21 protein-coding genes are annotated in these 19,768 nt (G+C 70.6%); 15 read left to right on the top strand and 6 right to left on the bottom strand.

The features are described from left to right. The first annotated feature begins 131 nt into the window (after nucleotides 1-131). Nucleotides 132-344: a helix-turn-helix transcriptional regulator gene (locus AVL59_RS50085; RefSeq protein WP_079146911.1), complete on the top strand. Its 213-nt coding sequence runs from the start codon at nucleotides 132-134 to the stop codon at nucleotides 342-344. Beyond that, on the top strand, nucleotides 334-720 hold the full coding sequence (locus tag AVL59_RS43720) for a hypothetical protein (RefSeq protein WP_237281626.1): 387 nt from the start codon (nucleotides 334-336) through the stop codon (nucleotides 718-720). The genes AVL59_RS50085 and AVL59_RS43720 overlap by 11 nt, the downstream gene beginning before the upstream one ends. Nucleotides 721-923: 203 nt before the next feature. On the opposite strand, the gene AVL59_RS43715 is transcribed toward AVL59_RS43720, so the two are convergent. After that, nucleotides 924-1,400: a GNAT family N-acetyltransferase gene (locus AVL59_RS43715; RefSeq protein WP_208870546.1), complete on the bottom strand. Its 477-nt coding sequence runs from the start codon at nucleotides 1,398-1,400 to the stop codon at nucleotides 924-926. Nucleotides 1,401-1,485: 85 nt separating this feature from the next. Between AVL59_RS43715 and AVL59_RS43710 the strand changes: the two genes are divergently transcribed. Beyond that, a complete protein-coding gene (locus tag AVL59_RS43710; RefSeq protein ID WP_067315477.1) occupies nucleotides 1,486-2,289 on the top strand; it encodes an exodeoxyribonuclease III in 804 nt (267 codons plus the stop codon). Between the two features lie 111 nt (nucleotides 2,290-2,400). Here the strand turns inward: AVL59_RS43710 and AVL59_RS43705 are convergent, their stop codons facing one another. Beyond that, nucleotides 2,401-3,021 carry a MerR family transcriptional regulator gene (locus tag AVL59_RS43705; RefSeq protein ID WP_067318471.1) on the bottom strand — a complete coding sequence of 207 codons (621 nt, stop codon included), beginning with the start codon at nucleotides 3,019-3,021 and terminating at the stop codon, nucleotides 2,401-2,403. Between the two features lie 201 nt (nucleotides 3,022-3,222). Between AVL59_RS43705 and AVL59_RS43700 the strand changes: the two genes are divergently transcribed. The 4 genes from AVL59_RS43700 to AVL59_RS43685 all read left to right on the top strand — a co-directional run bounded on the left by AVL59_RS43700 (nucleotide 3,223) and on the right by AVL59_RS43685 (nucleotide 6,986). Next, entirely contained in the window at nucleotides 3,223-4,812 is a 1,590-nt protein-coding gene (locus AVL59_RS43700) for a flavin-containing monooxygenase (RefSeq protein ID WP_067315474.1), read from the top strand. Beyond that, a complete protein-coding gene (locus tag AVL59_RS43695; protein ID WP_067315471.1) occupies nucleotides 4,809-5,771 on the top strand; it encodes an alpha/beta fold hydrolase in 963 nt (320 codons plus the stop codon). The genes AVL59_RS43700 and AVL59_RS43695 overlap by 4 nt, the downstream gene beginning before the upstream one ends. Beyond that, a complete protein-coding gene (locus AVL59_RS43690; RefSeq protein WP_067315469.1) occupies nucleotides 5,768-6,652 on the top strand; it encodes an SDR family oxidoreductase in 885 nt (294 codons plus the stop codon). Before AVL59_RS43695 ends, AVL59_RS43690 begins: the two co-directional genes overlap by 4 nt. A gap of 94 nt (nucleotides 6,653-6,746) precedes the next feature. Continuing rightward, nucleotides 6,747-6,986: a hypothetical protein gene (locus AVL59_RS43685; protein ID WP_067315466.1), complete on the top strand. Its 240-nt coding sequence runs from the start codon at nucleotides 6,747-6,749 to the stop codon at nucleotides 6,984-6,986. 187 nt (nucleotides 6,987-7,173) lie between these two features. On the opposite strand, the gene AVL59_RS43680 is transcribed toward AVL59_RS43685, so the two are convergent. Then, the gene (locus AVL59_RS43680; RefSeq protein ID WP_067315463.1) at nucleotides 7,174-10,566 is read right to left on the bottom strand and encodes a S41 family peptidase; all 3,393 of its coding nucleotides are present in this window, start codon (nucleotides 10,564-10,566) and stop codon (nucleotides 7,174-7,176) included. Nucleotides 10,567-10,724: 158 nt separating this feature from the next. Between AVL59_RS43680 and AVL59_RS43675 the strand changes: the two genes are divergently transcribed. The 3 genes from AVL59_RS43675 to AVL59_RS43665 all read left to right on the top strand — a co-directional run bounded on the left by AVL59_RS43675 (nucleotide 10,725) and on the right by AVL59_RS43665 (nucleotide 14,179). After that, a complete protein-coding gene (locus tag AVL59_RS43675) occupies nucleotides 10,725-11,336 on the top strand; it encodes a TetR/AcrR family transcriptional regulator (RefSeq protein WP_067315460.1) in 612 nt (203 codons plus the stop codon). A gap of 103 nt (nucleotides 11,337-11,439) precedes the next feature. Beyond that, nucleotides 11,440-13,659, top strand: a complete 2,220-nt coding sequence (locus AVL59_RS43670; RefSeq protein ID WP_067315458.1) for an MMPL family transporter — start codon at nucleotides 11,440-11,442, stop codon at nucleotides 13,657-13,659. A gap of 145 nt (nucleotides 13,660-13,804) precedes the next feature. Beyond that, a complete protein-coding gene (locus tag AVL59_RS43665) occupies nucleotides 13,805-14,179 on the top strand; it encodes a hypothetical protein (protein ID WP_067315455.1) in 375 nt (124 codons plus the stop codon). On the opposite strand, the gene AVL59_RS43660 is transcribed toward AVL59_RS43665, so the two are convergent. Further along, on the bottom strand, nucleotides 14,167-14,577 hold the full coding sequence (locus AVL59_RS43660) for an ATP-binding protein (protein ID WP_067315453.1): 411 nt from the start codon (nucleotides 14,575-14,577) through the stop codon (nucleotides 14,167-14,169). The two genes, AVL59_RS43665 and AVL59_RS43660, sit on opposite strands and share 13 nt — an antisense overlap. 147 nt (nucleotides 14,578-14,724) lie before the next feature. Between AVL59_RS43660 and AVL59_RS43655 the strand changes: the two genes are divergently transcribed. After that, nucleotides 14,725-15,570 carry a helix-turn-helix domain-containing protein gene (locus tag AVL59_RS43655; protein ID WP_067315450.1) on the top strand — a complete coding sequence of 282 codons (846 nt, stop codon included), beginning with the start codon at nucleotides 14,725-14,727 and terminating at the stop codon, nucleotides 15,568-15,570. After that, nucleotides 15,567-15,815 carry a DUF397 domain-containing protein gene (locus tag AVL59_RS43650; RefSeq protein WP_067315447.1) on the top strand — a complete coding sequence of 83 codons (249 nt, stop codon included), beginning with the start codon at nucleotides 15,567-15,569 and terminating at the stop codon, nucleotides 15,813-15,815. The genes AVL59_RS43655 and AVL59_RS43650 overlap by 4 nt, the downstream gene beginning before the upstream one ends. Here AVL59_RS43650 and AVL59_RS43645 read toward each other — a convergent pair. After that, entirely contained in the window at nucleotides 15,796-16,284 is a 489-nt protein-coding gene (locus tag AVL59_RS43645; RefSeq protein ID WP_159400211.1) for a hypothetical protein, read from the bottom strand. The genes AVL59_RS43650 and AVL59_RS43645 overlap by 20 nt on opposite strands. 149 nt (nucleotides 16,285-16,433) lie before the next feature. Between AVL59_RS43645 and AVL59_RS43640 the strand changes: the two genes are divergently transcribed. From AVL59_RS43640 to AVL59_RS43630, 3 genes are all read left to right on the top strand, one after another. Next, nucleotides 16,434-17,279, top strand: a complete 846-nt coding sequence (locus AVL59_RS43640; protein WP_067315442.1) for a DMT family transporter — start codon at nucleotides 16,434-16,436, stop codon at nucleotides 17,277-17,279. A gap of 43 nt (nucleotides 17,280-17,322) precedes the next feature. Next, nucleotides 17,323-18,216 carry an NAD(P)-dependent oxidoreductase gene (locus AVL59_RS43635; RefSeq protein ID WP_067318470.1) on the top strand — a complete coding sequence of 298 codons (894 nt, stop codon included), beginning with the start codon at nucleotides 17,323-17,325 and terminating at the stop codon, nucleotides 18,214-18,216. An 80-nt stretch (nucleotides 18,217-18,296) separates the two neighbouring features. Next, the gene (locus AVL59_RS43630) at nucleotides 18,297-18,572 is read left to right on the top strand and encodes a DUF1876 domain-containing protein (protein WP_067318468.1); all 276 of its coding nucleotides are present in this window, start codon (nucleotides 18,297-18,299) and stop codon (nucleotides 18,570-18,572) included. Between the two features lie 30 nt (nucleotides 18,573-18,602). On the opposite strand, the gene AVL59_RS43625 is transcribed toward AVL59_RS43630, so the two are convergent. Then, nucleotides 18,603-19,763 (bottom strand): serine hydrolase domain-containing protein, encoded by a 1,161-nt coding sequence (locus AVL59_RS43625; RefSeq protein WP_067318466.1) that lies wholly within the window; start codon nucleotides 19,761-19,763, stop codon nucleotides 18,603-18,605. Between the last annotated feature and the right edge of the window lie 5 nt (nucleotides 19,764-19,768).

The following is a 19,768-nucleotide window of genomic DNA, read 5'->3' as shown; positions in this document are numbered from 1 at the left end:
TTCGACTGGGGATGCACTCGCCCTTCCTGCCGGGCTGACCACCAGCACGGCGCCCGAGGCGCCCTGCAAGCCCCGCCCTGTCTGTAAAGCAAGCTTGACAACCGACGAGGGGTGACAAGTAAGCTTTACATGTGCGAAACAGCGTCAGGAAACTGCGGTCGGAACGTGGACTCTCCCAGGGTCAGCTAGGCACGGCCCTGGGGGTCTCACGGCAAACGATCAACGCCATCGAGACCGAGCGGTACACACCTTCCCTGCCGCTCGCCATGTCCCTGGCCAAGTTCTTCGAAGTCAGCGTTGAGGAGATGTTCCATGCCGAAGAGGACCCAGCAGATGACCAGTAACACAGCCAGGCGGTCCGTCCCCGGCTTCTTCCTCGTCCTCGGAGTTGTCTGCCTCGTGGCCGCGGCTTTCGGGGGCCGCCTCGCTATCGGCCTGGTGACGTTCGGGATCCTGGCGGTCTGCAGCCTTGTCTTAGTGCTGCTGGGACGCCGGAACGAGACCTACCAGGGCCTCACCGAGAAGGAACCCGACGAGCGCTTCGCCCGGATCTCAGGGCGAGCCTGGGCCGGCACGGGCGTGGTGCTCACCGTGGGGAACCTCTACGCCTTCATCGGTGACCTGGCATCCGGACGAAGCGGCGACCCGTACTTCTGGTTCGTCGCCACCGCCGCCATCGCCTACATCACGTTCGTCGCCTTCTGGTCCCGGCACGCCTGAGAAGCCATCGCCTCGAACGCGGCCCCGACGACTGGAGCCTCCACGGTGGCTGACCGCAGCCTGACGGGCAACGATCACACGTCTCACGGGAAAAGGTCTTCCAGCTGGCGAGTCGTGCCTGATCAGACCCACTCGTGAACACCCCACGCAGCATGAAGCCCCAGTCGGCGAAAGTCGACTGGGGCTTCAGCGCGTCCGGAGCCCTACAGCTCCTTCGCGAAGCAGCGGCTGTCCTCGTAGTGGCGGTAGTAGCCGAACTTGACGCAGGGCGCGTAGCCGCTCGACGTGTACAGGGCGATGGCCTCCGGCTGCTTGGTGCCGGTCTCCAGGACCATGCGGATACGGCCGGCCGCGCGGGCGTCCTCCTCCAGAGCCGTGAGCATGCGCCGGGCGAGGCCGCGGCCGCGCATCCGGGCGACGACGAACATGCGCTTGAGTTCGGCGTCGCCGTCCTCGTTGCCCTCCTCGTTGCGGTCCTGGCTGCGCCAGCCGCCGGTGGCGACCGGCCGGTCGTGTTCGTCGTAGGCGATCAGATACACGCCCCGGGGCGGGTCGAAGTCGATGGCGTCGAGGACCGTGGCGTCGCCGCCGTCGCCGTAGCGCAGGTGGTATTCGGCCTGCACCTCGTCGTTGAGTTCGAGGGCGTCGGGGTGGTCGAAGCGAACACGGCGTATATTCATGCTGGGCATCGTACTTCTATGCAGGCACTTCTGTGCGGGCGACGGGGTGACCGGGCTCCGACCAGTGTGCCGGTATCGTGCCCTGGTGCTGACTGTGACCTCGGTGAATGTGAACGGGCTGCGGGCCGCCGCCAAGAAGGGCTTCGTGGAGTGGCTCGCCCAGACCTCCGCGGACGTCGTCTGTCTGCAGGAGGTGCGCGCCGAGCCGCACCAACTGCCCGAGACGGTCCGGCAGCCCGGCGGCTGGCACGTAGTGCACGCCCCGGCCGCCGCCAAGGGGCGCGCGGGCGTCTCCCTGTACACGCGGCGCGAGCCCGACCGGGTCCGGGTCGGTTTCGGATCGGCCGAGTTCGACGGCAGCGGGCGCTACGTCGAGGCCGACCTGCCCGGCGTCACCGTCGCCTCCCTCTATCTGCCCTCCGGTGAGGTCGGCACCGAGCGCCAGGACGAGAAGATCCGCTTCATGGGCGAGTTCCTCGCGCACCTCCAGGGGCTGCGCGAACGGGCCGCCGCCGACGGGCGCCAGGTGGTCGTCTGCGGCGACTGGAACATCGCCCACCAGCAGGCCGACCTCAAGAACTGGCGCGGCAACACCAAGAACTCCGGCTTCCTGCCCGAGGAGCGGGAGTGGCTCACCCAGGTGTTCGCCGCCGAGGAGGGCGGCTACGTCGATGTGGTGCGCGCCCTGCACCCGGACGCCGAGGGGCCGTACACCTGGTGGTCGTACCGCGGCCGGGCCTTCGACAACGACTCGGGATGGCGCATCGACTATCACGTGGCCACCCCCGGCCTCGCGGCCAAGGCCGTCAAGGGCCACGTGGAGCGCGCGGCCACCCACGCCGAGCGCTGGTCCGACCACGCGCCGGTGACCGTCGTGTACGACCTCTAGGGCTGCTGCGATCTGTAGAGACGCGACGACCTGTAGAGGCGTGGCGACCCGTAGAGACGCGACGACCCGTAGAGGCGCGGCGACCTGTACGCCCGCGCGCCGCGCCGTCGCTCAGGCCCGCTTGTTCAGCTGCCGGTCCAGGGCGAGGGACATCTCCGCCTCCACCACGCTGCGGGCGAGCGGGCGCAGGCGCTGGAGGTCCTCCTCGGGGGCGTGGCGCAGGATCAGGCCGGTGAACAGTTCGGCGAGGGCGTCCGCGTGTTCCCGGACGCGCTTGGCGGCCGCCAGTACCTCCGCGAGCGGGATGCCCTCGCGGACCAGGGCGGAGGAGACGTCCAGCAGGCGGCTGCTGATGTGGACGATCTGGTCCCCGTCGGTGCCGAGGTAGCCCAGGTCCATGGCGGCGGCGAGGTTCTCGGGGGTCACCTCGCCCTCGAAGCGGGCGGCGAGTTCCTCGGGGGTGAGGCGGACCGGCTCCTCCTCGGTGGGGGTGTCGACGCCGAGGAGGTCGGCGACATCGCGGCCCTGGTCGAGGGCCTCCGCGAGTTCCGCGATGCCGCTCAGGGTGTGGCCGCGCTCCAGCAGGGCCGAGATCGTGCGCAGACGGGCCAGGTGGTGGTCGTCGTACCAGGCGATACGGCCCTCGCGGCGCGGCGGCGGGATCAGCTTGCGCTCGCGGTAGAAGCGCAGCGTGCGCACGGTGATGCCGGCCAGACGAGCCAGCTCCTCCATGCGGTACTCGCGTACTCCGCCGGCCTGCCTGCCGTCCTGCCCGCCACTGCGTCCGCCGTCGTCTGCCACGCCCGAAGCCTATGGTGTACCGCCGGTAACTTTCCTTCCCGCGCCCCCTACCGCTCGGTACGGAGCTGCTCTACAGTCCCATTGCGCCAGTATTCACTGGCAGAGTCCAAGGTGATGCGTGGAGGCTTCGGGATGGCCGAGCACGAGCATGTACGAGTGGCGGTGATCGGGTCCGGCTTCGGCGGGCTGGGGGCCGCCGTGCGGCTGCGCCGTGAGGGGATCACCGACTTCGTCGTCCTGGAGCGGGCCGGCAGCGTCGGCGGTACCTGGCGGGACAACAGCTATCCGGGATGCGCCTGCGACATCCCGTCCCATCTGTACTCCTTCTCCTTCGCGCCCAACCCCGACTGGCCGCGCACCTTCTCCGGTCAGCGCTGGATCCGCGCCTACCTGGAGCACGTCGCCGACGTCTTCGGCCTGCGCCCCCACATCCGCTTCGACGCCGAGGTGAGGAGGATGACCTGGGACGGCGAGAACCTGCGGTGGACCATCGAGACCGCCCGCGGGTCGCTCACCGCCGACGTCGTGGTCTCCGCCACCGGGCCGCTGTCCGATCCCAAGATCCCCGAGATCCCGGGGCTCGACTCCTTCCCCGGCGCGGTGTTCCACTCGGCCCGCTGGGACCACGACTACGACCTGCGCGGCAAGCGTGTCGCCATGGTGGGTACCGGCGCCTCCGCCATCCAGATCGTGCCCGCCATCCAGCGCGAGGTCGGCCGGCTCACGCTCTTCCAGCGCACCCCGCCCTGGGTGATGCCGCGCGTGGACCGCGCCATCAGCGGCGCCGAGCGCCGGCTGCACCGGGCGCTGCCCTTCACCACCCAGGTCAGGCGCGGGGTGCTGTGGGGCCTGAGGGAACTCCAGGTGCAGGCGTTCACCAAGCATCCCGACGAACTCGGCCTGGTCGAACGGCTCGCCAAGCGCAACATGGCCCGCGCCGTCAAGGACCCGGCCCTGCGCGCCAAGCTCACCCCCGACTACCGCATCGGCTGCAAGCGGATCCTGCTCTCCAGCGAGTACTACCCGGCGCTGGCCCGGCCGAATGTGGACGTCGTCGCGAGCGGGCTCACCGAGATCCGCGGGTCGACCGTGGTCGCCGCCGACGGCAGCGAGGCCGAGGTCGACGCGATCATCTTCGGTACGGGCTTCCACGTCACGGACATGCCGATCGCCGAGCGCGTGGTCGGCGCGGAGGGCATCACGCTCGCCGAGTCCTGGAAGGGCGGTATGCGGGCGCTGCGCGGCGCCTCGGCGGCCGGGTTCCCGAACTGGATGACGATCATCGGGCCCAACACCGGCCTCGGGAACTCCTCCATGATCCTGATGATCGAGTCCCAGCTGAACTACATGGCCGACTATCTGCGCCAGCTGGACGTTCTGGGGGTCCCCCCAGGCCCTCAAGGCACTGGGGGAGGCCGCACCGCCCTCGACGCCAGGCCCGAAGCCGTCGACAACTGGAACCACCAGGTCCAGGAGCGTATGAAGCGGACCGTGTGGAACACCGGCGGCTGCACCAGCTGGTACCTCGACGCGAGCGGCCGCAACACCACCATCTGGCCGGGTACGACGACGGAGTTCCGGCGCGCGACCCGGCGGGTGGACCTGGCGGAGTACGAGGTGATCCGCAAGGCTGGGGAGCGGACGAAGACGTCGGTCGCCGAGGCCGACGAGATCGACGAGATCGACGAGATCGACGGGAAGAAGAGCGAGGCCGCCGCATGAGTCGAATCACCTCCGTGGCCCTCGGCCCTTACGCCCCGCCCGTCCCCGCCCGCGAACTGACCGTCGTCTCCGCCGACGGCGCGCGGTTGCACGTCGAGGTGCACGGGCCCGAGGACGCGCCCTGCGTCGTCCTCTCCCACGGCTGGACCTGTTCGATCTCCTTCTGGGCCGCGCAGATCCGGGAGTTGGCGGTGGACCACCGGGTGATCGCGTACGACCAGAGGGGGCACGGACGAAGTCCCGCAAGCCCCGCGTGCACCACCGGCGCGCTGGCGGACGACCTCGAAGCGGTGCTCGCGCAGACTCTCGCCCACGAGGAGAAGGCCCTGATCGTCGGGCACTCCATGGGCGGTATGACGGTCATGGCCGCCTCCGCCCGGCCCCGCTTCCGCGAACACGCCGCGGCCGTCCTGCTGTGCAGCACCGGCAGCTCGCGGCTGGTCACGGAGTCGCGGGTGGTGCCGTTGCGCGCCGGGCGCGTGCGCACCTGGATCACCGGGCGCATTATCGGCTCGCGCGCTCCCCTTGGCCCGGTCACGCCGGTCGCCAAGCGCATCCTCAAGTACGCGACCATGGGCTCCGGTTCCGCCCCGCACATGGTGGAGACGTGCGCGCGGATCGTGCACGCCTGCCCGCGCGCCGTACGCCACGCCTGGGCCGCCGTGCTCGCGGCGCTCGATCTCGACCACGGTGTCCGCGAGTTGCACGTGCCCACCGAAGTGGTGCACGGCGCGTCCGACCGGCTCACGCCGCCCGTGCACGCCCACGCACTGGTCGCCGGACTGCCCCACTGCGTCGGCCTCACCGAGCTGCCCGGCGTCGGCCACATGACCCCCATCGAGGCTCCGGAACTGGTGACCGGCAAGATCCGGGAACTCGTCACCGCATACATCACGGGGAACACCCCCGAGTCCGTCCCGGGGAACACCCCCGCGCAGCACATCAAGGAGGGCGCATGAGCAGGGTCAGCCTCGAAGGTCAGGTCGCCGTCGTCACCGGAGCGGCGCGCGGCGTCGGCGAGTTGCTCGCGCGCAAGCTCTCCGCGCGCGGCGCGAAGGTGGCGCTCGTCGGCCTGGAGGAGGAGGCTCTCAAGGAGGTCTCCGAGCGGCTGCACAGCGACAGCGCGCACTGGTACGCCGACGTCACCGACCACGAGGCGATGAGCCGGGTGGCGCGGGAGGTGAAGGAGCGGTTCGGGAAGGTCGACATCGTGGTCGCCAACGCCGGTGTGGCCAGCGGGGGTCCGTTCGTCGACTCCGACCCGCAGGCCTGGCGGCGCGTGATCGAGGTCAACCTGATCGGTTCGGCGGTGACCGCGCGGGCGTTCCTGCCGGTGCTCATGGAAAGCCGCGGCTATCTGCTGCAGGTGGCCTCGCTCGCCGCGATCACCCCGGCGCCGATGATGACGGCGTACTGCGCCTCCAAGTCGGGCGTGGAGGCATACGCGCACAGCCTGCGCGCCGAGGTCGGCTACCAGGGCGTGCGCGTCGGCGTCGCGTACCTGTCCTGGACCGACACCGACATGGTGCGTGGCGCCGACCAGGACGACGTCATGCGGGAGCTGAGGCAGCGGCTGCCGTGGCCGTCGAACAAGACGTACCCGCTGGGGCCCGCGGTGGACCGGATCGTCGCCGGGATCGAACGGCGCTCGGCGCATGTGTACGGACAGTGGTGGCTGCGCGGCATGCAGGGGGTGCGCGGATATCTGCCGGCGCTCATCGGATCCGTGGGCCAGCGCGAGATGAAGCGGTTCGCCCCTCGCCTGCAGGGGATGAGCTCCGGACTCGTCGGCGCAGGTGGGGCGGCCGACGAAGCGGCGCGGGCTACGCACCGTAACTGATCGAAATGCGGCTTGTGTTCCCCCGTGTGAATCTGGTCGAGGTCCCTCCCGAGGGGCCGCCCCCCCACCTCACTCACTACAGGAGTGAACCCACATGGGTATGAAGGACAAGTCCAACCAGCAGCGTGGCCAGCAGCAGGGCCAGCAGCAGGGCCAGCAGGAGCGTGGCCAGCAGCAGGGCCAGCAGAAGCAGGGCCAGCAGAAGCAGGGCCAGCAGAAGCAGCGCCCGCAGAAGCAGGGCCAGCAGCCGGAGCGCGGGACTCAGAACTTCCGTGACATCCAGGACACGGACCAGGAGATGCAGGACCGGTTCGAGCAGGACTACGACGCGTAGCCGCTGCGCTCGGCTTTGGCCGGTGACGTGGGGTGCCCTGTGTTTTCAGGGTGCCCCGCGTTTTTTGTGTGGTGTCGGTGCGTTGTCGGGCGCGGGTCTGTGGGGGCTGGTCGCGCCCACGCGGCGGAGCCGCATATCGATACTGCCCCGCGCCCCTGTTTATCGCGTCCCTCGTCGTCAAGTGGCCCTAGGTTGTCCTCGGGGGCAGTTTCGGGCGGGTGCGGTTGGGGGCGTCGCTGTAGTCGGGGGGAACTGCGGCGGGGTTGGACTCCAGGAGGTCCAGGGCCAGTTGGACCGCGTCGTCGAGTTGGGCGTGGCGGCCCTCCGCCCAGTCCAGGGGGGTGCGCAGGATCTCCAGGTCGGGGGCGACGCCGTGGTTCTCCACGGACCATCCGTAGGCGTCGAACCAGGCGGCGTTCATCGGCACCGTGATCACCGTGCCGTCGCCGAGGCGGTGCCGTCCCGTCATGCCGACGACTCCGCCCCAGGTGCGCTGGCCGACGACCGGCCCGAGTCGCAGCAGCTTGAAGGCCGCGGTGATCATGTCGCCGTCGGAGGAGGTCGCCTCGTCCGCCAGGGCCACCACCGGGCCCCGGGGCGCGTTCGAGGTGTACGACACCGGCTGCGCGTCGCGGGTCAGGTCCCAGCCCAGGATGGTCCGGGTCAGCTTCTCGATGACGAGCTCGCTGATGTGGCCGCCCGCGTTGCCGCGCACGTCCACGATCAGCGCCGGCCGGGACACCTCCATGCGCAGGTCCCGGTTGAACTGGGCCCAGCCCGAGCCGCCCATGTCGGGGATGTGCAGATAGCCGCACTTGCCGCCGCTCAGCTCCCGGACGACCTGCCGCCGTTTGGCGACCCAGTCCTGGTAGCGCAGCGGCCGGTCGTCGATGAGCGGGACGACGGCGACCCGCCGGGCAGTCCGCCTCGCGTCCCCCTCCGCCGGGAGATCCGCCGGGAGAAAGGTCAGCTCCACGGTCGTACCGCCCGAGCCGGCGAGCAGCGGAAACGGTCCCGCCACCGGATCGACCGGCCGGCCGTCCACGTGGGTCAGGACGGCGCCGTCCCGGATGCCCGTACCGGCCAGCGGCGAGCGTGCCTTGGAGTCGGACGAGTCGCCGGGCAGGACGCGCTTGACCGTCCAGCCTCCCTCCCGGTGGACGAAGTTGGCGCCGAGCAGGCCCTGCCAGCGCTGGTAGTGGGGCGGGCCCTCGTTGCGGCGGGCGGCGGTGACGTAGGCGTGCGAGGTGCCCAGCTCACCCAGGACCTCGCGCATCAGATCGGCGAACTCGTCGGGGGAGGCGACCCGTTCGACGAGCGGCCGGTACTGGTCGAGCACCGCGTCCCAGTCGATGCCGCACATGCCCGGGTCCCAGAAGTAGGCGCGGATGAGGCGGCCGGCCTCCTCGTAGGACTGGCGCCATTCGGCGGCCGGGTCGACCTGGTGCAGGATGCGCCGCAGGTCGATCCACACGGTGCTGTCACTGTCGCCGGACTCGGTGGACGGCACCGCCCGCAGGTCGCCCTCGTCCACCACCACGAGCCGGCTCCCGTCCCCGCTCACCGCGAACCAGTCGAGGTGGTCGACGAGTTCGGACCTCTTCGCCTTGGTGATGTTGAAGTACTCCAGCGTCGGCCGTCCGCTGATGTCGGCCGGGTTGACGAAGGTCTCGCCGAGCGCGCCGGAGATGGGCCAGCGCATCCAGACCAGGCCGCCGCCCGCCACCGGGCGCAGCGCCGAGTACTTGGAGGCGACGACCGGGAACGGCGTCACCCTGTTCTCCAGGCCCTCCACCTCCACGGTCACCGTGCCGCCTTCGCCGGTCTCCTCGTCCTCGGCGGGATCGAGCCCGCCCGCGGCCGGGCGGCCCTCGGGGTTCAGGGCGAAGGGGGAGGGGGTCGCCGAGGAGAGCGGGACCAGATACGGGCGGCAGCCCAGCGGGAAGGACAGGTCGCCGGTGTGGACGTCGTACACCGGGTCGAAGCCGCGCCAGGAGAGGAAGGCGAGGTAGCGGCCGTCACGGGTGAAGACGGGGTTCTCGTCCTCGAAGCGGCCGTTGGTGACGTCCACGATGAGCCGGTCCTTGATCCGGGCCAGCTTGATCTGCCTGAGCGAGCGGCCGATGCCGGGCTGGGACCAGGTGAGCCAGGAGCCGTCCGGGGAGAAGGCGAGGTCGCGGACGGGGCCGTTGATGGACCGGATCACCTCGGCGACCTCACCGTTCGAGCGGTCGGCGGCCGAGCTGTCCGGGGCCTCGGCGGTTTCGCCGGTCGCGTCCCCCGCGCCCTCCCCGCCCGCCTCCTCCGTCTCCTCTGCTTCCTCCGTCTCCTCCGTCGCTTCCGTCGCTTCCGTCTCCTCCGTCGTGTCGATCAGCAGCAGCCGGCCGTCGTGCGACGCGATCGCCAGCCGTTCGCCCAGCGGATCGCAGACCAGTTCCAGGACCCGTCCCAGCTTTCCGGAGGCGAGGCGGCGCGGGGCGCGGTCGCCGGTGGCGCGGGGCAGCTGGGCGATCTCGATGGCGTCCTCGCCCTCGGCGTCCGTCACATACGCCACCTGCCCGGTCGAGCCGAGCATCTCCGGGAGCCGGACCCGGACGCCGGGCGTGTCCGTGATGGTGCGCGCCGGGCCGTCCCGGTGCGTGAGCCAGTGCAGGCTGCCGCGGACGACGACGGCGCTGGCCCGGCCGGTCTCGTCCGCGGAGATGCCGTCCACGTGCTGGGCGGCCGGAACCTGGTACGCCCGGCGCCCGGCGCGCGGGCCGCCGAGCCGGATGTCGAGCTTGCGCGCCACGGCGTCGGGGGCGAAGCCGTCCACCAGCCACAGGTCGCCCGCGCACTGGTAGACCACCCGGGTGCCGTCGCCGGAGAGGTGCCGGGCGTAGAACGCGTCGTGATCGGTGTGGCGGCGCAGGTCGGAGCCGTCGTACGCGCAGGAGTAGAGGTTCCCGACGCCTTCGTGGTCGGAGAGGAAGGCGATGCGGCCGGCGACGAACACGGGGGCTTCCAGGTGCCCGCCGATGTCCGGCAGCAGCCGCTGTCCGTGCAGCCACAGCCGGCCCATGGCGCCGCCCCGGTACCGCTTCCAGGACGCCGGTTCGTGCGGCGGGGTGCCGGTGAGCAGCAGGGTCTTGTGCTCGCCGTCGATGTCGGCGACCTGGATGTCGGAGACCGGGCCCCAGGGCAGCTTGCGGCCGGGGTCGCCGTCGGGGGTGACCTTGTAGGCCCAGGTGAAGTACGAGAAGGGCTCGCCGTGGGAGGCGACGGCGAGGATGTCGCTTCTTCCGTCCTCGTCAGGGGGTGTCCAGCCGCGGACCTGGGTGTCGGTACTGCCCCAGTACGTCAGCTGCCGCGCGGGTCCGCCGTCGACGCCGACGAGGTGGATCTCGGGCACGAGGCTGTGCCAGGTCGTGTAGGCGATGTGGCGGCCGTCGGGAGAGAAGCGGGGATGGCCGGCCTTCGTGCGGTCCACCGTGAGCCGCCAGGCGCGGCCCGGGGCGTCGAGGGCGGTCAGCCAGAGGTCGTCCTCGGTCACGAAGCACAGCAGGTCGCCGCTGAGGTGGGGAAAGCGGAGATAGCTCACCTCCCCATGCTTTTCCGGGGGCGTGGGCCCAGCAACTTATGCGGAACCGACAGCCGTGACCCAAGACACGTACGAAACTGTTTCGTTTCGCACGCTCCTGCGGTATCTTTTCTACACGTACGAAACCGTATCGTTCGGAGCAGGAAGGGGTGAGACAGATGACTGAGGTCGCCGCCGCGCGTCGCAGTCGGATCACGCCCGAGCGCGAGGCCGAGTTGTACGAGGCCGTGCTCGACCTGCTCCGCGAAGTCGGCTACGACGCCCTCACCATGGACGCCGTGGCCGCCCGCACCCGGTCCAGCAAGGCCACGCTCTACCGCCAGTGGGGCGGCAAGGCCGACCTGGTGGCGAAGGCGGTGCGGCACAACAAGCCGGGCCCCTCGCTGGAGGACTTGGAGGACATCGACACCGGGTCGCTCAAGGGCGACCTGCACGCCCTCACCCTGCGTTCGGACGACTGCGAGATGGAGCAGAACTCCGCGCTGATGCGGGGCCTGGCCATGGCGATGCACGGCAACCCTGATCTCCTGCGGGCGTTCCGGGACCATCTGATCGATCCGGAGATGGCGCACTTCGGCCGTGTGCTGCAACGGGCGATCGACCGGGGTGAGGTCCACGCGGACAACCCGGCGGTCGGCTATGTGATGCACATGATGATCGGTGCATTCGCCGCCCGCTCGCTGATCGACGAGCAGCCGCCGACCCAGGCCTTCCTCCTTTCGTACATCGACGCCGTGGTCCTCCCCGCCCTCGGCGTCACCACCCGCTGAACCCTTTCCCCAGCAAGCTCACCACCTGACGTCACCGCTCTCGTCGTCGGGCTGATCGCCCCTGCCCTGATGAACCCCACGACCTGACCGGGAGTACGCCCTCGTGGCCACGTTCCTCTACAAACTCGGCCGGCTCGCCTTCAGGCGACGCCACTTCGTCGCACTCATATGGGTGGCGCTGCTCACCCTCGCCGGGGTGGGCGCCGCCTCCGCGCCGGCCGCCGGCAATTCGTCGTTCTCCATCCCCGGCACCGAGGCCCAGAAGGCCTTCGACCTGCTGGAACAGCGATTCCCCGGGATGAGCGCCGACGGCGCCACCGCGCGGGTCGTCTTCAAGGCGCCGGGCGGCGAGAAGATGACGGACGCGGACAACAAGGCGGCCGTGAACAAGACGGTCAAGGAGCTGAAGAGCGGCTCCGAGGTCGTCTCCGTCGCCGACCCCTACACCGGGCACGCCGTCAGCAAGGACGGCAGGATCGCCTACGCCTCGGTGAAGTACAAGGTCTCCGGCATGGAGTTGAAGGACTCCTCCCGCGACGCGCTGAAGAAGGCCGCGCAGGACGCCCGGGACGCCGGGCTCACCGTCGAGGTCGGCGGTGACGCGCTCCAGGCGACGCCCGAGACCGGCAACAGCGAGGTCATCGGCCTCGCGGTCGCCGCGGTCGTCCTCGTCATCACCTTCGGCTCGCTGCTCGCGGCCGGATTCCCGCTGCTGACCGCGATCATCGGCGTCGGCATCGGTGTCTCCACGATCACCGCGCTCGCGAACGCCCTCGACCTGGGCACCACCACCTCCACCCTGGCCTCGATGATCGGCCTCGCCGTCGGCATCGACTACGCCCTCTTCATCGTCTCCCGCTACCGCGCCGAACTGGCCGAGGGCCGCGAGCGCGAGGAGGCGGCCGGACGGGCCGTCGGCACGGCGGGCTCGGCGGTGGTCTTCGCGGGCCTGACCGTCGTCATCGCCCTGGTCGGCCTGTCCGTGGTCGACATCCCGATGCTGACCAAGATGGGCGTCGCGGCCGCGGGTACGGTCGCCATCGCGGTCCTCATCGCCCTCACCCTGATCCCGGCGCTGCTCGGCTACGCGGGCCGCAAGATCAAGCCGGCCGGAGAGAAGAGCAAGCTGCTCGGCGGTGGCCGTAAGCCCAAGCAGGCGGACCGCCCCAACATGGGCACCCGCTGGGCGAGCTTCGTCGTACGGCGCCCGGTCGCCGTCCTCCTCCTCGGCGTGATCGGCCTCGGCGCCGCGGCGGTCCCGGCCGCCTCCCTGCAACTCGGCCTGCCGGACGACGGCTCCCAGCCGGTCTCCACCACCCAGCGCCGCGCCTACGACCTCCTCTCCGAAGGCTTCGGACCGGGCTTCAACGGTCCCCTGATGGTCGTGGTCGACGCCAAGGGCAGCGACAACCCGAAGGCGGCCTTCACCAAGGTCGGCGACGAGATCAAGGGCCTGAAGGACGTCGTCACGGTCACTCCGGCCATGTCCAACAAGGCCGGCGACACCGCGACGATCACCGTCATCCCGGACTCCAAGCCGTCCTCGACCACCACCGAGGACCTGGTGCACGCCATCCGCGGCAAGGGCGCGGACATCACCTCGGCGACCGACGCGAAGGTGCTGGTCACCGGCTCGACGGCGATGAACATCGACTTCTCGCAGAAGCTGAACGACGCCCTGCTGCCGTACCTCGCCCTGGTCGTCGGCCTGGCCTTCCTCCTCCTGATCGTGATCTTCCGCTCGATCCTCGTCCCGCTGAAGGCGGCCCTCGGCTTCCTGCTCAGCGTGCTGGCGGCCCTCGGCGCCGTGGTCGCGGTCTTCCAGTGGGGCTGGCTGTCCAGCCTGTTCAACGTCGAGCAGACCGGCCCGATCATGTCGATGATGCCGATCTTCATGGTCGGCGTGGTCTTCGGTCTCGCCATGGACTACGAGGTGTTCCTCGTGACCCGCATGCGGGAGGCGTACGTCCACGGGGAGAAGCCCAGCCAGGCCGTCGTGACCGGCTTCAAGTACAGCGCACGCGTCGTCACGGCCGCCGCGATCATCATGATCGCCGTCTTCTCCGGCTTCATCGGCTCCAGCGAGTCGATGATCAAGATGATCGGCTTCGGCCTCGCCGTCGCCGTCTTCTTCGACGCGTTCATCGTCCGCATGGCCATCGTCCCGGCGGTGCTCGCGCTGCTCGGCAAGAAGGCATGGTGGCTGCCGAGGTGGCTGGACCGCGCCCTGCCCAACGTCGACGTCGAGGGCGAGGGGCTGCGCACGGCGGACGACCGCAAGGACGCCGACCCCGACGGGGAGCGGGAACTGGTACGCGTCTGACGTACCGCTCGTGAAAGACCGCCGGTGAGGGATCCGTGGGGACGGGGCACCCTCACCGGCTTCTTTTGTGCCTGAGTACCCGGGGGCCCGCGTTGAGTATCCGCGCCCATGCCGCACCGGCGGCCCTGCGCGCAGGATCGTCCTCATGAACCCCGAGACGTATGCGACCCTGTACGGCCCCGCGCGGCCGGCTCCGCGGAACAGCCGTGGCGAGACGGCGGTGGGCCTGCTGGCCGCCGTGCTCTGGTTGCTCACCCTCGCCTCGCTCGGCTGGCTGACGTTCCTCGTCGGCATGGTGACTCTGTGGGGCCTGGCGGACGGCATGTCCTGGGGGGAGGCCCGAAGCCTCGTGCTGCCGTACGCCCTGACCGTCGTCGGCGGCGCGGCCGCCCTGCTCGCGGTGGCCTTCGCTCCTCGCGTGCGCCGCCTCGCCCCGCTCACCCGCCTGCTCCTGACGGGCGCCCTCGCCTTCCCGGCGCCGACCGGCCTCGCTCTGTGGACGTGGTTTCAGGTCGGCTGAGCGATACGGGTCTCGGCCCACACCGTCTTGCGCGGGCGTGGGCCGTGCGCGACGCCCCAGCGGTCGGCCAGTGCCGCCACGAGGAGGAGGCCGCGGCCCGACTCGCCGTCGGGGGCGGGGCGTTCGACGTTGGGGAGATGGTCACCGCGGGTGTCGGTGACCTCGATACGGAGCGTGTCGGCGACGACGTAGAGCGTCAGGCGGAAGTCGCGTCCGGGGACTCGGCCATGGGTGGCGGCGTTCGCGGCGAGCTCGGCGACGATCTGGGGTGCCCCGTCCAACGGGAGTCCCCAGATGCGGAGTTGTTCGGTGGCGAGGTGGCGGGCGAGGCGGGCGCCCTGGGGGGTGGGGGAGAAGCGGGCGGTGAAGTGGGGGATGACGGAGGTTTCCTGATTCACGTCACTCAGCGTGGCCGGTTCTGCTTACGTACGGGAGTGATGGCGCCTGTGCGTAGCGTGACTGTCCCGGCTTTGTCTCGGCTGTCTCGGCTGTCTCGGCTGTCTCGGGCGTTGTACGGGTACAGGGTGCGCGTCGGAGGAGGAGTCATGAACGACGGTGTGGACGAGGCGGGTTGGGACGTCGAGCCGGGCGACGAGATCGAGCCGGTGGTGCAGGCGGTGGGGCGGCTGCTCAGGGTGTGCCGGGAGGCGGCCGGGATGAGCGTGTCCGAGCTGGCCGAGGCTCTGGGCTACGGCGAGGACATGATCCGCAAGATCGAACGCGGGGCGCGCATTCCTCGGCCGGAGCTGCTGGACAGGGCGGATCAGCTCCTGAAGGCGCAGGGACATCTGAGGGCCTTCATGGAGGACATGCGGAAGGCTCGGTACCCGAAGAAGGTGCGGGAGCTGGCGGAGTTGGAGGGGCGTGCGGTGGAGATGCTGCTGTACGGCAGCCACAACATCCACGGCTTGTTGCAAACGCCGGAGTACGCGCGAACGCTCTTCGAGATGACACAGCCTGCGCTCAGTGAAGATGTCATGGAGAGGGAAACCGCGGCGCGCATGGCGCGAAAGGCCGTCTTCGAGTGCGAGCCCACCCCGACGCTCAGTTTCGTCCAAGAACAGGTGACGCTCGAACGTCCCTACGGTGGGAAGATGGTGCTGCGCCGACAGCTCGAACACCTATTGGAAGTAGCGCAGTTGAGGAACGTCACGCTTCAGGTCATGCCGACCGATCGGGAGGAACACGCCGGAACGCAGGGCCTGATCCAGGTGCTGAAGTTTGCCGATGGCACGGCGATCGGGCGTTCCGACGGGGCGTTCAACGGCCGCCCGGTCTCACACCCCAAGGATCTCCGGATCCTTGAGCTGCGCTATGGCATGATCCGGGCGCAGGCTCTCACGCCGAGGGAGTCGCAGGCCTTCATCGAGCGAACGCTGGGGAGACTATGAGCACCGCCGAACTCCACTGGTTCAAGAGCAGCTACAGCGACAGCGGCGAACCCGGCGACTGTGTCGAAGTGGCTCTGGACTGGTTCAAGAGCAGCTACAGCAGCAGCAGCGAACCCGACTCCTGCGTCGAAGTAGCCACCACCCCCACCACCATCCACCTCCGCGACTCCAAGACCCCCGACACCGCGCAGCTGAAGATCACCCCCTCTGCCTGGACGGAATTCCTCACCTACGCGGCGAAGTGAGTCGCAGGCGGAAGTTCGGGCACACGTCCGGGTCGTCGTCCTCGTAGAGGAACGTCCGCTTGGAATCGATGGCGATCGACAGCGCGTCGAGAGTGTCGTCGGGCAGGAAGAGTTCCGGTTCGGTGAAGCTGAGGCTGACCTTCGCATACTCGTCGGACCCGGTACTTCCCTCCACGTCCCAGGTGCCGGACCCGTCGAACGTGTCGCCGAGTTCGCTCTTGTGCCAGTTGCCGGTCGGCCAGTGGTGCACGGTGACCGTGCCGCCGCCGGGTTTGCTGTCCGACGCCTTGAGAGTGATCGTCGCGCCCTTCGCGTCGCCTTCTCCCGCGTAGGTACCGGCCAGTTCCCCGGAGGTGGCGGAGGTCGCCTGCTTCGCCATGCAGGCCTCGACGGCCGTGGACGCGGAGGAGCAGCCGACCAGCGGCGACAGCAGCGCCAGCAGGGCTGCAACGGCTTTGTGTTCACTCACGGCAAAGATGATCGCACCCGGGATGTGGCCCTGGTGCAAACCCCGTGAACGCGGCTCGGGTCATGCCGTAGCGTGCCCGGCATGACGACGACAGCCGCCACTGACGCCCACGCCGGCGCCGCGCTGGTGGACGTGCGCGGGCCCAACGCGTGACACCGCTGGTCACCGCGGCCGTACTGCTCGCCGCGGTCACGCACGCCAGCTGGAACGCCATCGCGCACCGGATCACCGACAAGCTGGTCGGGTTCACGCTGATCTCCGGCGGCGGACTGCTCATCGGGCTCGCGCTGGTGCCGTTCACGGCGTTTCCGGCGGCAGCGGCCTGGCCGTACCTTCTCGCCTCCGCGGTCGTGCACGTCGCCTACTACGCGCTGCTCATGACCTCGTTCCGGCTGGGCGACTTCGGGCAGGCCTATCCGATCGCGCGGGGGAGCGCGCCACTCGTGGTGACCGTGCTGGCCGCGGTGTTCGCGCACGAGGTCCCCGGGGCGTGGTCGGCGGCCGGTATCGCCGTGTCGTGCCTCGGGCTCGGCGGCGTCAGCCTGTGGGGGCTGCGCGGCAACCGGCCCGACTGGGCCGCGATCGGCGCCGCCCTGGCGACCGGGCTGACGATCGCCGCGTACACGGTGCTCGACGGCCTGGGCGTCCGCGCCTCCCATGCGTCGCTCGGCTACATCGCCTGGCTGATGGCCGTTCAGGGAGCCGCCGTCCCCGCGTACATGTACGCGCGTGTACGGGGTGACACGGTCCGGCTGCTGCGGCCGTACGCCGCCCTCGGCCTCCTCGGTGCCTTCCTCTCCGTCGCCGCCTACGCCCTCGTCCTGTGGGCCCAGACCCGCGCCGACCTCGCGCCCGTCGCGGCCCTGCGCGAGTCGTCGATCATCGTCGGCGCGGCCATCGGGGCACTGTTCTTCAAGGAGCGGTTCGGGGCGCCCCGGATCGTGGCGGCGGGCCTGCTGGTCGTGGGGATAGGACTGATGCTGCACGCCGCGTAGCAGGATGACCACGGAACACGACGAACCGTACGAGGGAGCCGCAATGACCGACAAGCCGACCGTCAGCGTCCTGGGCACCGGCATCATGGGCGCCGCCATGGCACGCAACCTCGCCCGCGCCGGGCTCGGGGTCCGGGCCTGGAACCGCAGCCGCGAGAAGGCCGAGCCGCTGGCCGCGGACGGGATCCGGGTCACCGGCACGCCCGCCGAGGCCGTCGAGGGCGCCGACGCCGTGCTGACCATGCTGTACGACGGCAAAACCGTCCTGGACGTGATGCGCGAGGCCGCCCCGGCGCTGCGTCCGGGCACGGTGTGGGCGCAGTGCACCACCGCCGGGATCGGGCTGGTCGCCGACCTGGCCGCCTTCGCCCGCGAGCACGGCCTGGTGTTCTACGACGCCCCCGTCCTCGGTACCCGCCAGCCCGCCGAGGCCGGTCAGCTGACCGTGCTGGCCGCCGGGCCCGAGGAGGGCCGGGAGGCGGTCACGCCACTCTTCGACGCCGTCGGTGCCAAGACCGTGTGGACCGGCGAGGACGGGGCCGCGGGCAGCGCCAGCCGGCTGAAGCTGGTCGCCAACAGCTGGGTGCTCGCCGCCACCGCCGCGACCGGCGAGGTGCTGGCCCTCTCGAAGGCCCTCGGCGTCGACCCGCAGAGCTTCTTCGACATCGTGGCGGGGGGACCGCTCGACATGGGGTATCTGCGGGCCAAGTCCGCTCTGGTGCTGGAGGGGCGGCTGACCCCGGCGTCGTTCGCCGTGGCCACCGCCGAGAAGGACGCGCGGCTCATCGTCGAGGCCGGGGAACTGAGCGGCGTACGGCTCGACGTCGCCGCCGCGGCGGCCGAGCGGTTCGCGCGGGCCGCGGCCCAGGGCCATGCCGACGAGGACATGGCCGCCGCCTACTTCGCCAGCTTCGACGAGCGGCCGGCCGAGGGGTGAGGACGGCCGCCGGGCCTCCACGTGACGTTCTGCGCGCTCGGGAGCACCCTGGAATCAGCGCTTTTCCGGAGGTGGTCGACATGATGAACACCGTTGTGGGATGGCACGTCGAGCTGGAATTCCAGGAGGACGACGCGCACACGCGCGCGGTCGCCCTGGTACGTCTGCCCGACGGCACCGAGGTGCGCGCGCACGGGCACGCCAGCCGTCACCGCGTCGACGCGAACCAGCCCAGAGTCGGCGAGGAGATAGCGGGCGCCCGCGCCCTCAACGAACTGGCCATGCAGTTGCTGACCAAGGCGCACACCGAGATCGACGCGGAGTCCGGGCGGATATCGCATCCGATCAACGTGTGAGACCAGGGGGGCGCGCCCTACGCGAGCTCCCTACGCGAGCGCCGTGCGTACCGCGCGCACCAGTGCCTGGGCCCTCGGGTCGGCCGTCACGCTCTTCCTGAACCCGTTGGTGACGTAGCCGAAGGCGATGCCCGTCTCCGGGTCGGCGAACGCGAGGGCGCCGCCCCGGCCCGGGTGGCCGAAGGACCCGGGTGAGAGCAGCGGGGACGCGCCGCCGTGCAGCATGTAGCCGAGGCCGAACCGGGTGCCCACCACGAGGACCCGGTCCGGTCCGGCCGACTGCTCGGCGCGGGCCAGCTCCATGGTCCGCGGGGTGAAAAGACGCGTGCCGCCGTGCACCTCGCCGATGAGCGAGGCGTAGAAGCGGGCCAGGCCGTCGGCGGTGGCTATGCCGTTGGAGGCGGGCAGGGCGGCCGCCCGGTAGGCGGGCGCGTTCTCGTCCGGGAGCGGGGTGATCGCGGCGAAGGCGCGGCGGGTGAGGGAGCCGGGGTCGGCGTAGGCCTCGGAGACCGCCCGCTTGGGGCGGGTCCTGAGCGTGCCCGCCTGCGGGGAGTCCTCGACGGCGCCGACGCGGCCCACACGCGCGTGCTCCGCCGCGGGCAGGCCGAGCCACAGGTCCGCGCCCACGGGTGCGGCGATCTCGTCGGAGATCCACTCGCCGATCGGCCGCCCGGTGATCCGCCGCACCAGCTCGCCGGTGAGCCAGCTGTAGGTCTGCGCGTGATAGCCGTGGTCCGTGCCCGGCTCCCACACCGGCGCCTGTGCGGCGACGGCGGCCGCGCCGAGATCGGGGTCGGCGGCCTCCTCGGGGGTCAGCGGGCGGTCCAGCACGGGCACACCGGCACGGTGCGCGAGCAGGTGCCGCACGAGCGTGTGCTCCTTGCCGGCCGCCTTGTACTCGGGCCAGTACGTGCCCACCGGGGCGTCCAGGTCCAGCTCGCCGCGCTGGTGCAGCAGCAGGAGTGCGGCGGCGGCGACGCCCTTGGTCGCGGAGCGCACGATCTGCGCGGTGCCGGACTCCCACGGGGCCGTACCGTCCACGTCCTTGGTGCCGCCCCAGAGGTCGACGACCTTGCGCCCGTCCCGGTACACGCTGACGGCCGCGCCCCGCTCGCCGAGCAGCGCGAAGTTCGCCGCGAACGCCTCTTCGACCGGCTCGAAGCCCTCGGCCACCGTGCCGTTCACGTCCACCACCA

Source organism: Streptomyces griseochromogenes (assembly GCF_001542625.1).
Classification (GTDB): Bacteria; Actinomycetota; Actinomycetes; order Streptomycetales; family Streptomycetaceae; genus Streptomyces; species Streptomyces griseochromogenes.
The sequence above is the reverse complement of the archived record's forward strand: the minus strand, read 5'-3'. Positions and strand labels throughout refer to the sequence as shown.

Bases quoted from the DNA above. Each gene is read 5' to 3' on its own strand.
- AVL59_RS43720 (WP_237281626.1), top strand. From the start codon at position 334: ATGACCAGTAACACAGCCAGGCGGTCCGTCCCCGGCTTCTTCCTCGTC.
- AVL59_RS43715 (WP_208870546.1), bottom strand. From the start codon at position 1,400: ATGAATATACGCCGTGTTCGCTTCGACCACCCCGACGCCCTCGAACTC.
- AVL59_RS43705 (WP_067318471.1), bottom strand. From the start codon at position 3,021: ATGGAGGAGCTGGCTCGTCTGGCCGGCATCACCGTGCGCACGCTGCGC.
- AVL59_RS43700 (WP_067315474.1), top strand. From the start codon at position 3,223: ATGGCCGAGCACGAGCATGTACGAGTGGCGGTGATCGGGTCCGGCTTC.
- AVL59_RS43695 (WP_067315471.1), top strand. From the start codon at position 4,809: ATGAGTCGAATCACCTCCGTGGCCCTCGGCCCTTACGCCCCGCCCGTC.
- AVL59_RS43690 (WP_067315469.1), top strand. From the start codon at position 5,768: ATGAGCAGGGTCAGCCTCGAAGGTCAGGTCGCCGTCGTCACCGGAGCG.
- AVL59_RS43685 (WP_067315466.1), top strand. From the start codon at position 6,747: ATGGGTATGAAGGACAAGTCCAACCAGCAGCGTGGCCAGCAGCAGGGC.
- AVL59_RS43675 (WP_067315460.1), top strand. From the start codon at position 10,725: ATGACTGAGGTCGCCGCCGCGCGTCGCAGTCGGATCACGCCCGAGCGC.
- AVL59_RS43665 (WP_067315455.1), top strand. From the start codon at position 13,805: ATGAACCCCGAGACGTATGCGACCCTGTACGGCCCCGCGCGGCCGGCT.
- AVL59_RS43655 (WP_067315450.1), top strand. From the start codon at position 14,725: ATGAACGACGGTGTGGACGAGGCGGGTTGGGACGTCGAGCCGGGCGAC.
- AVL59_RS43650 (WP_067315447.1), top strand. From the start codon at position 15,567: ATGAGCACCGCCGAACTCCACTGGTTCAAGAGCAGCTACAGCGACAGC.
- AVL59_RS43635 (WP_067318470.1), top strand. From the start codon at position 17,323: ATGACCGACAAGCCGACCGTCAGCGTCCTGGGCACCGGCATCATGGGC.
- AVL59_RS43630 (WP_067318468.1), top strand. From the start codon at position 18,297: ATGATGAACACCGTTGTGGGATGGCACGTCGAGCTGGAATTCCAGGAG.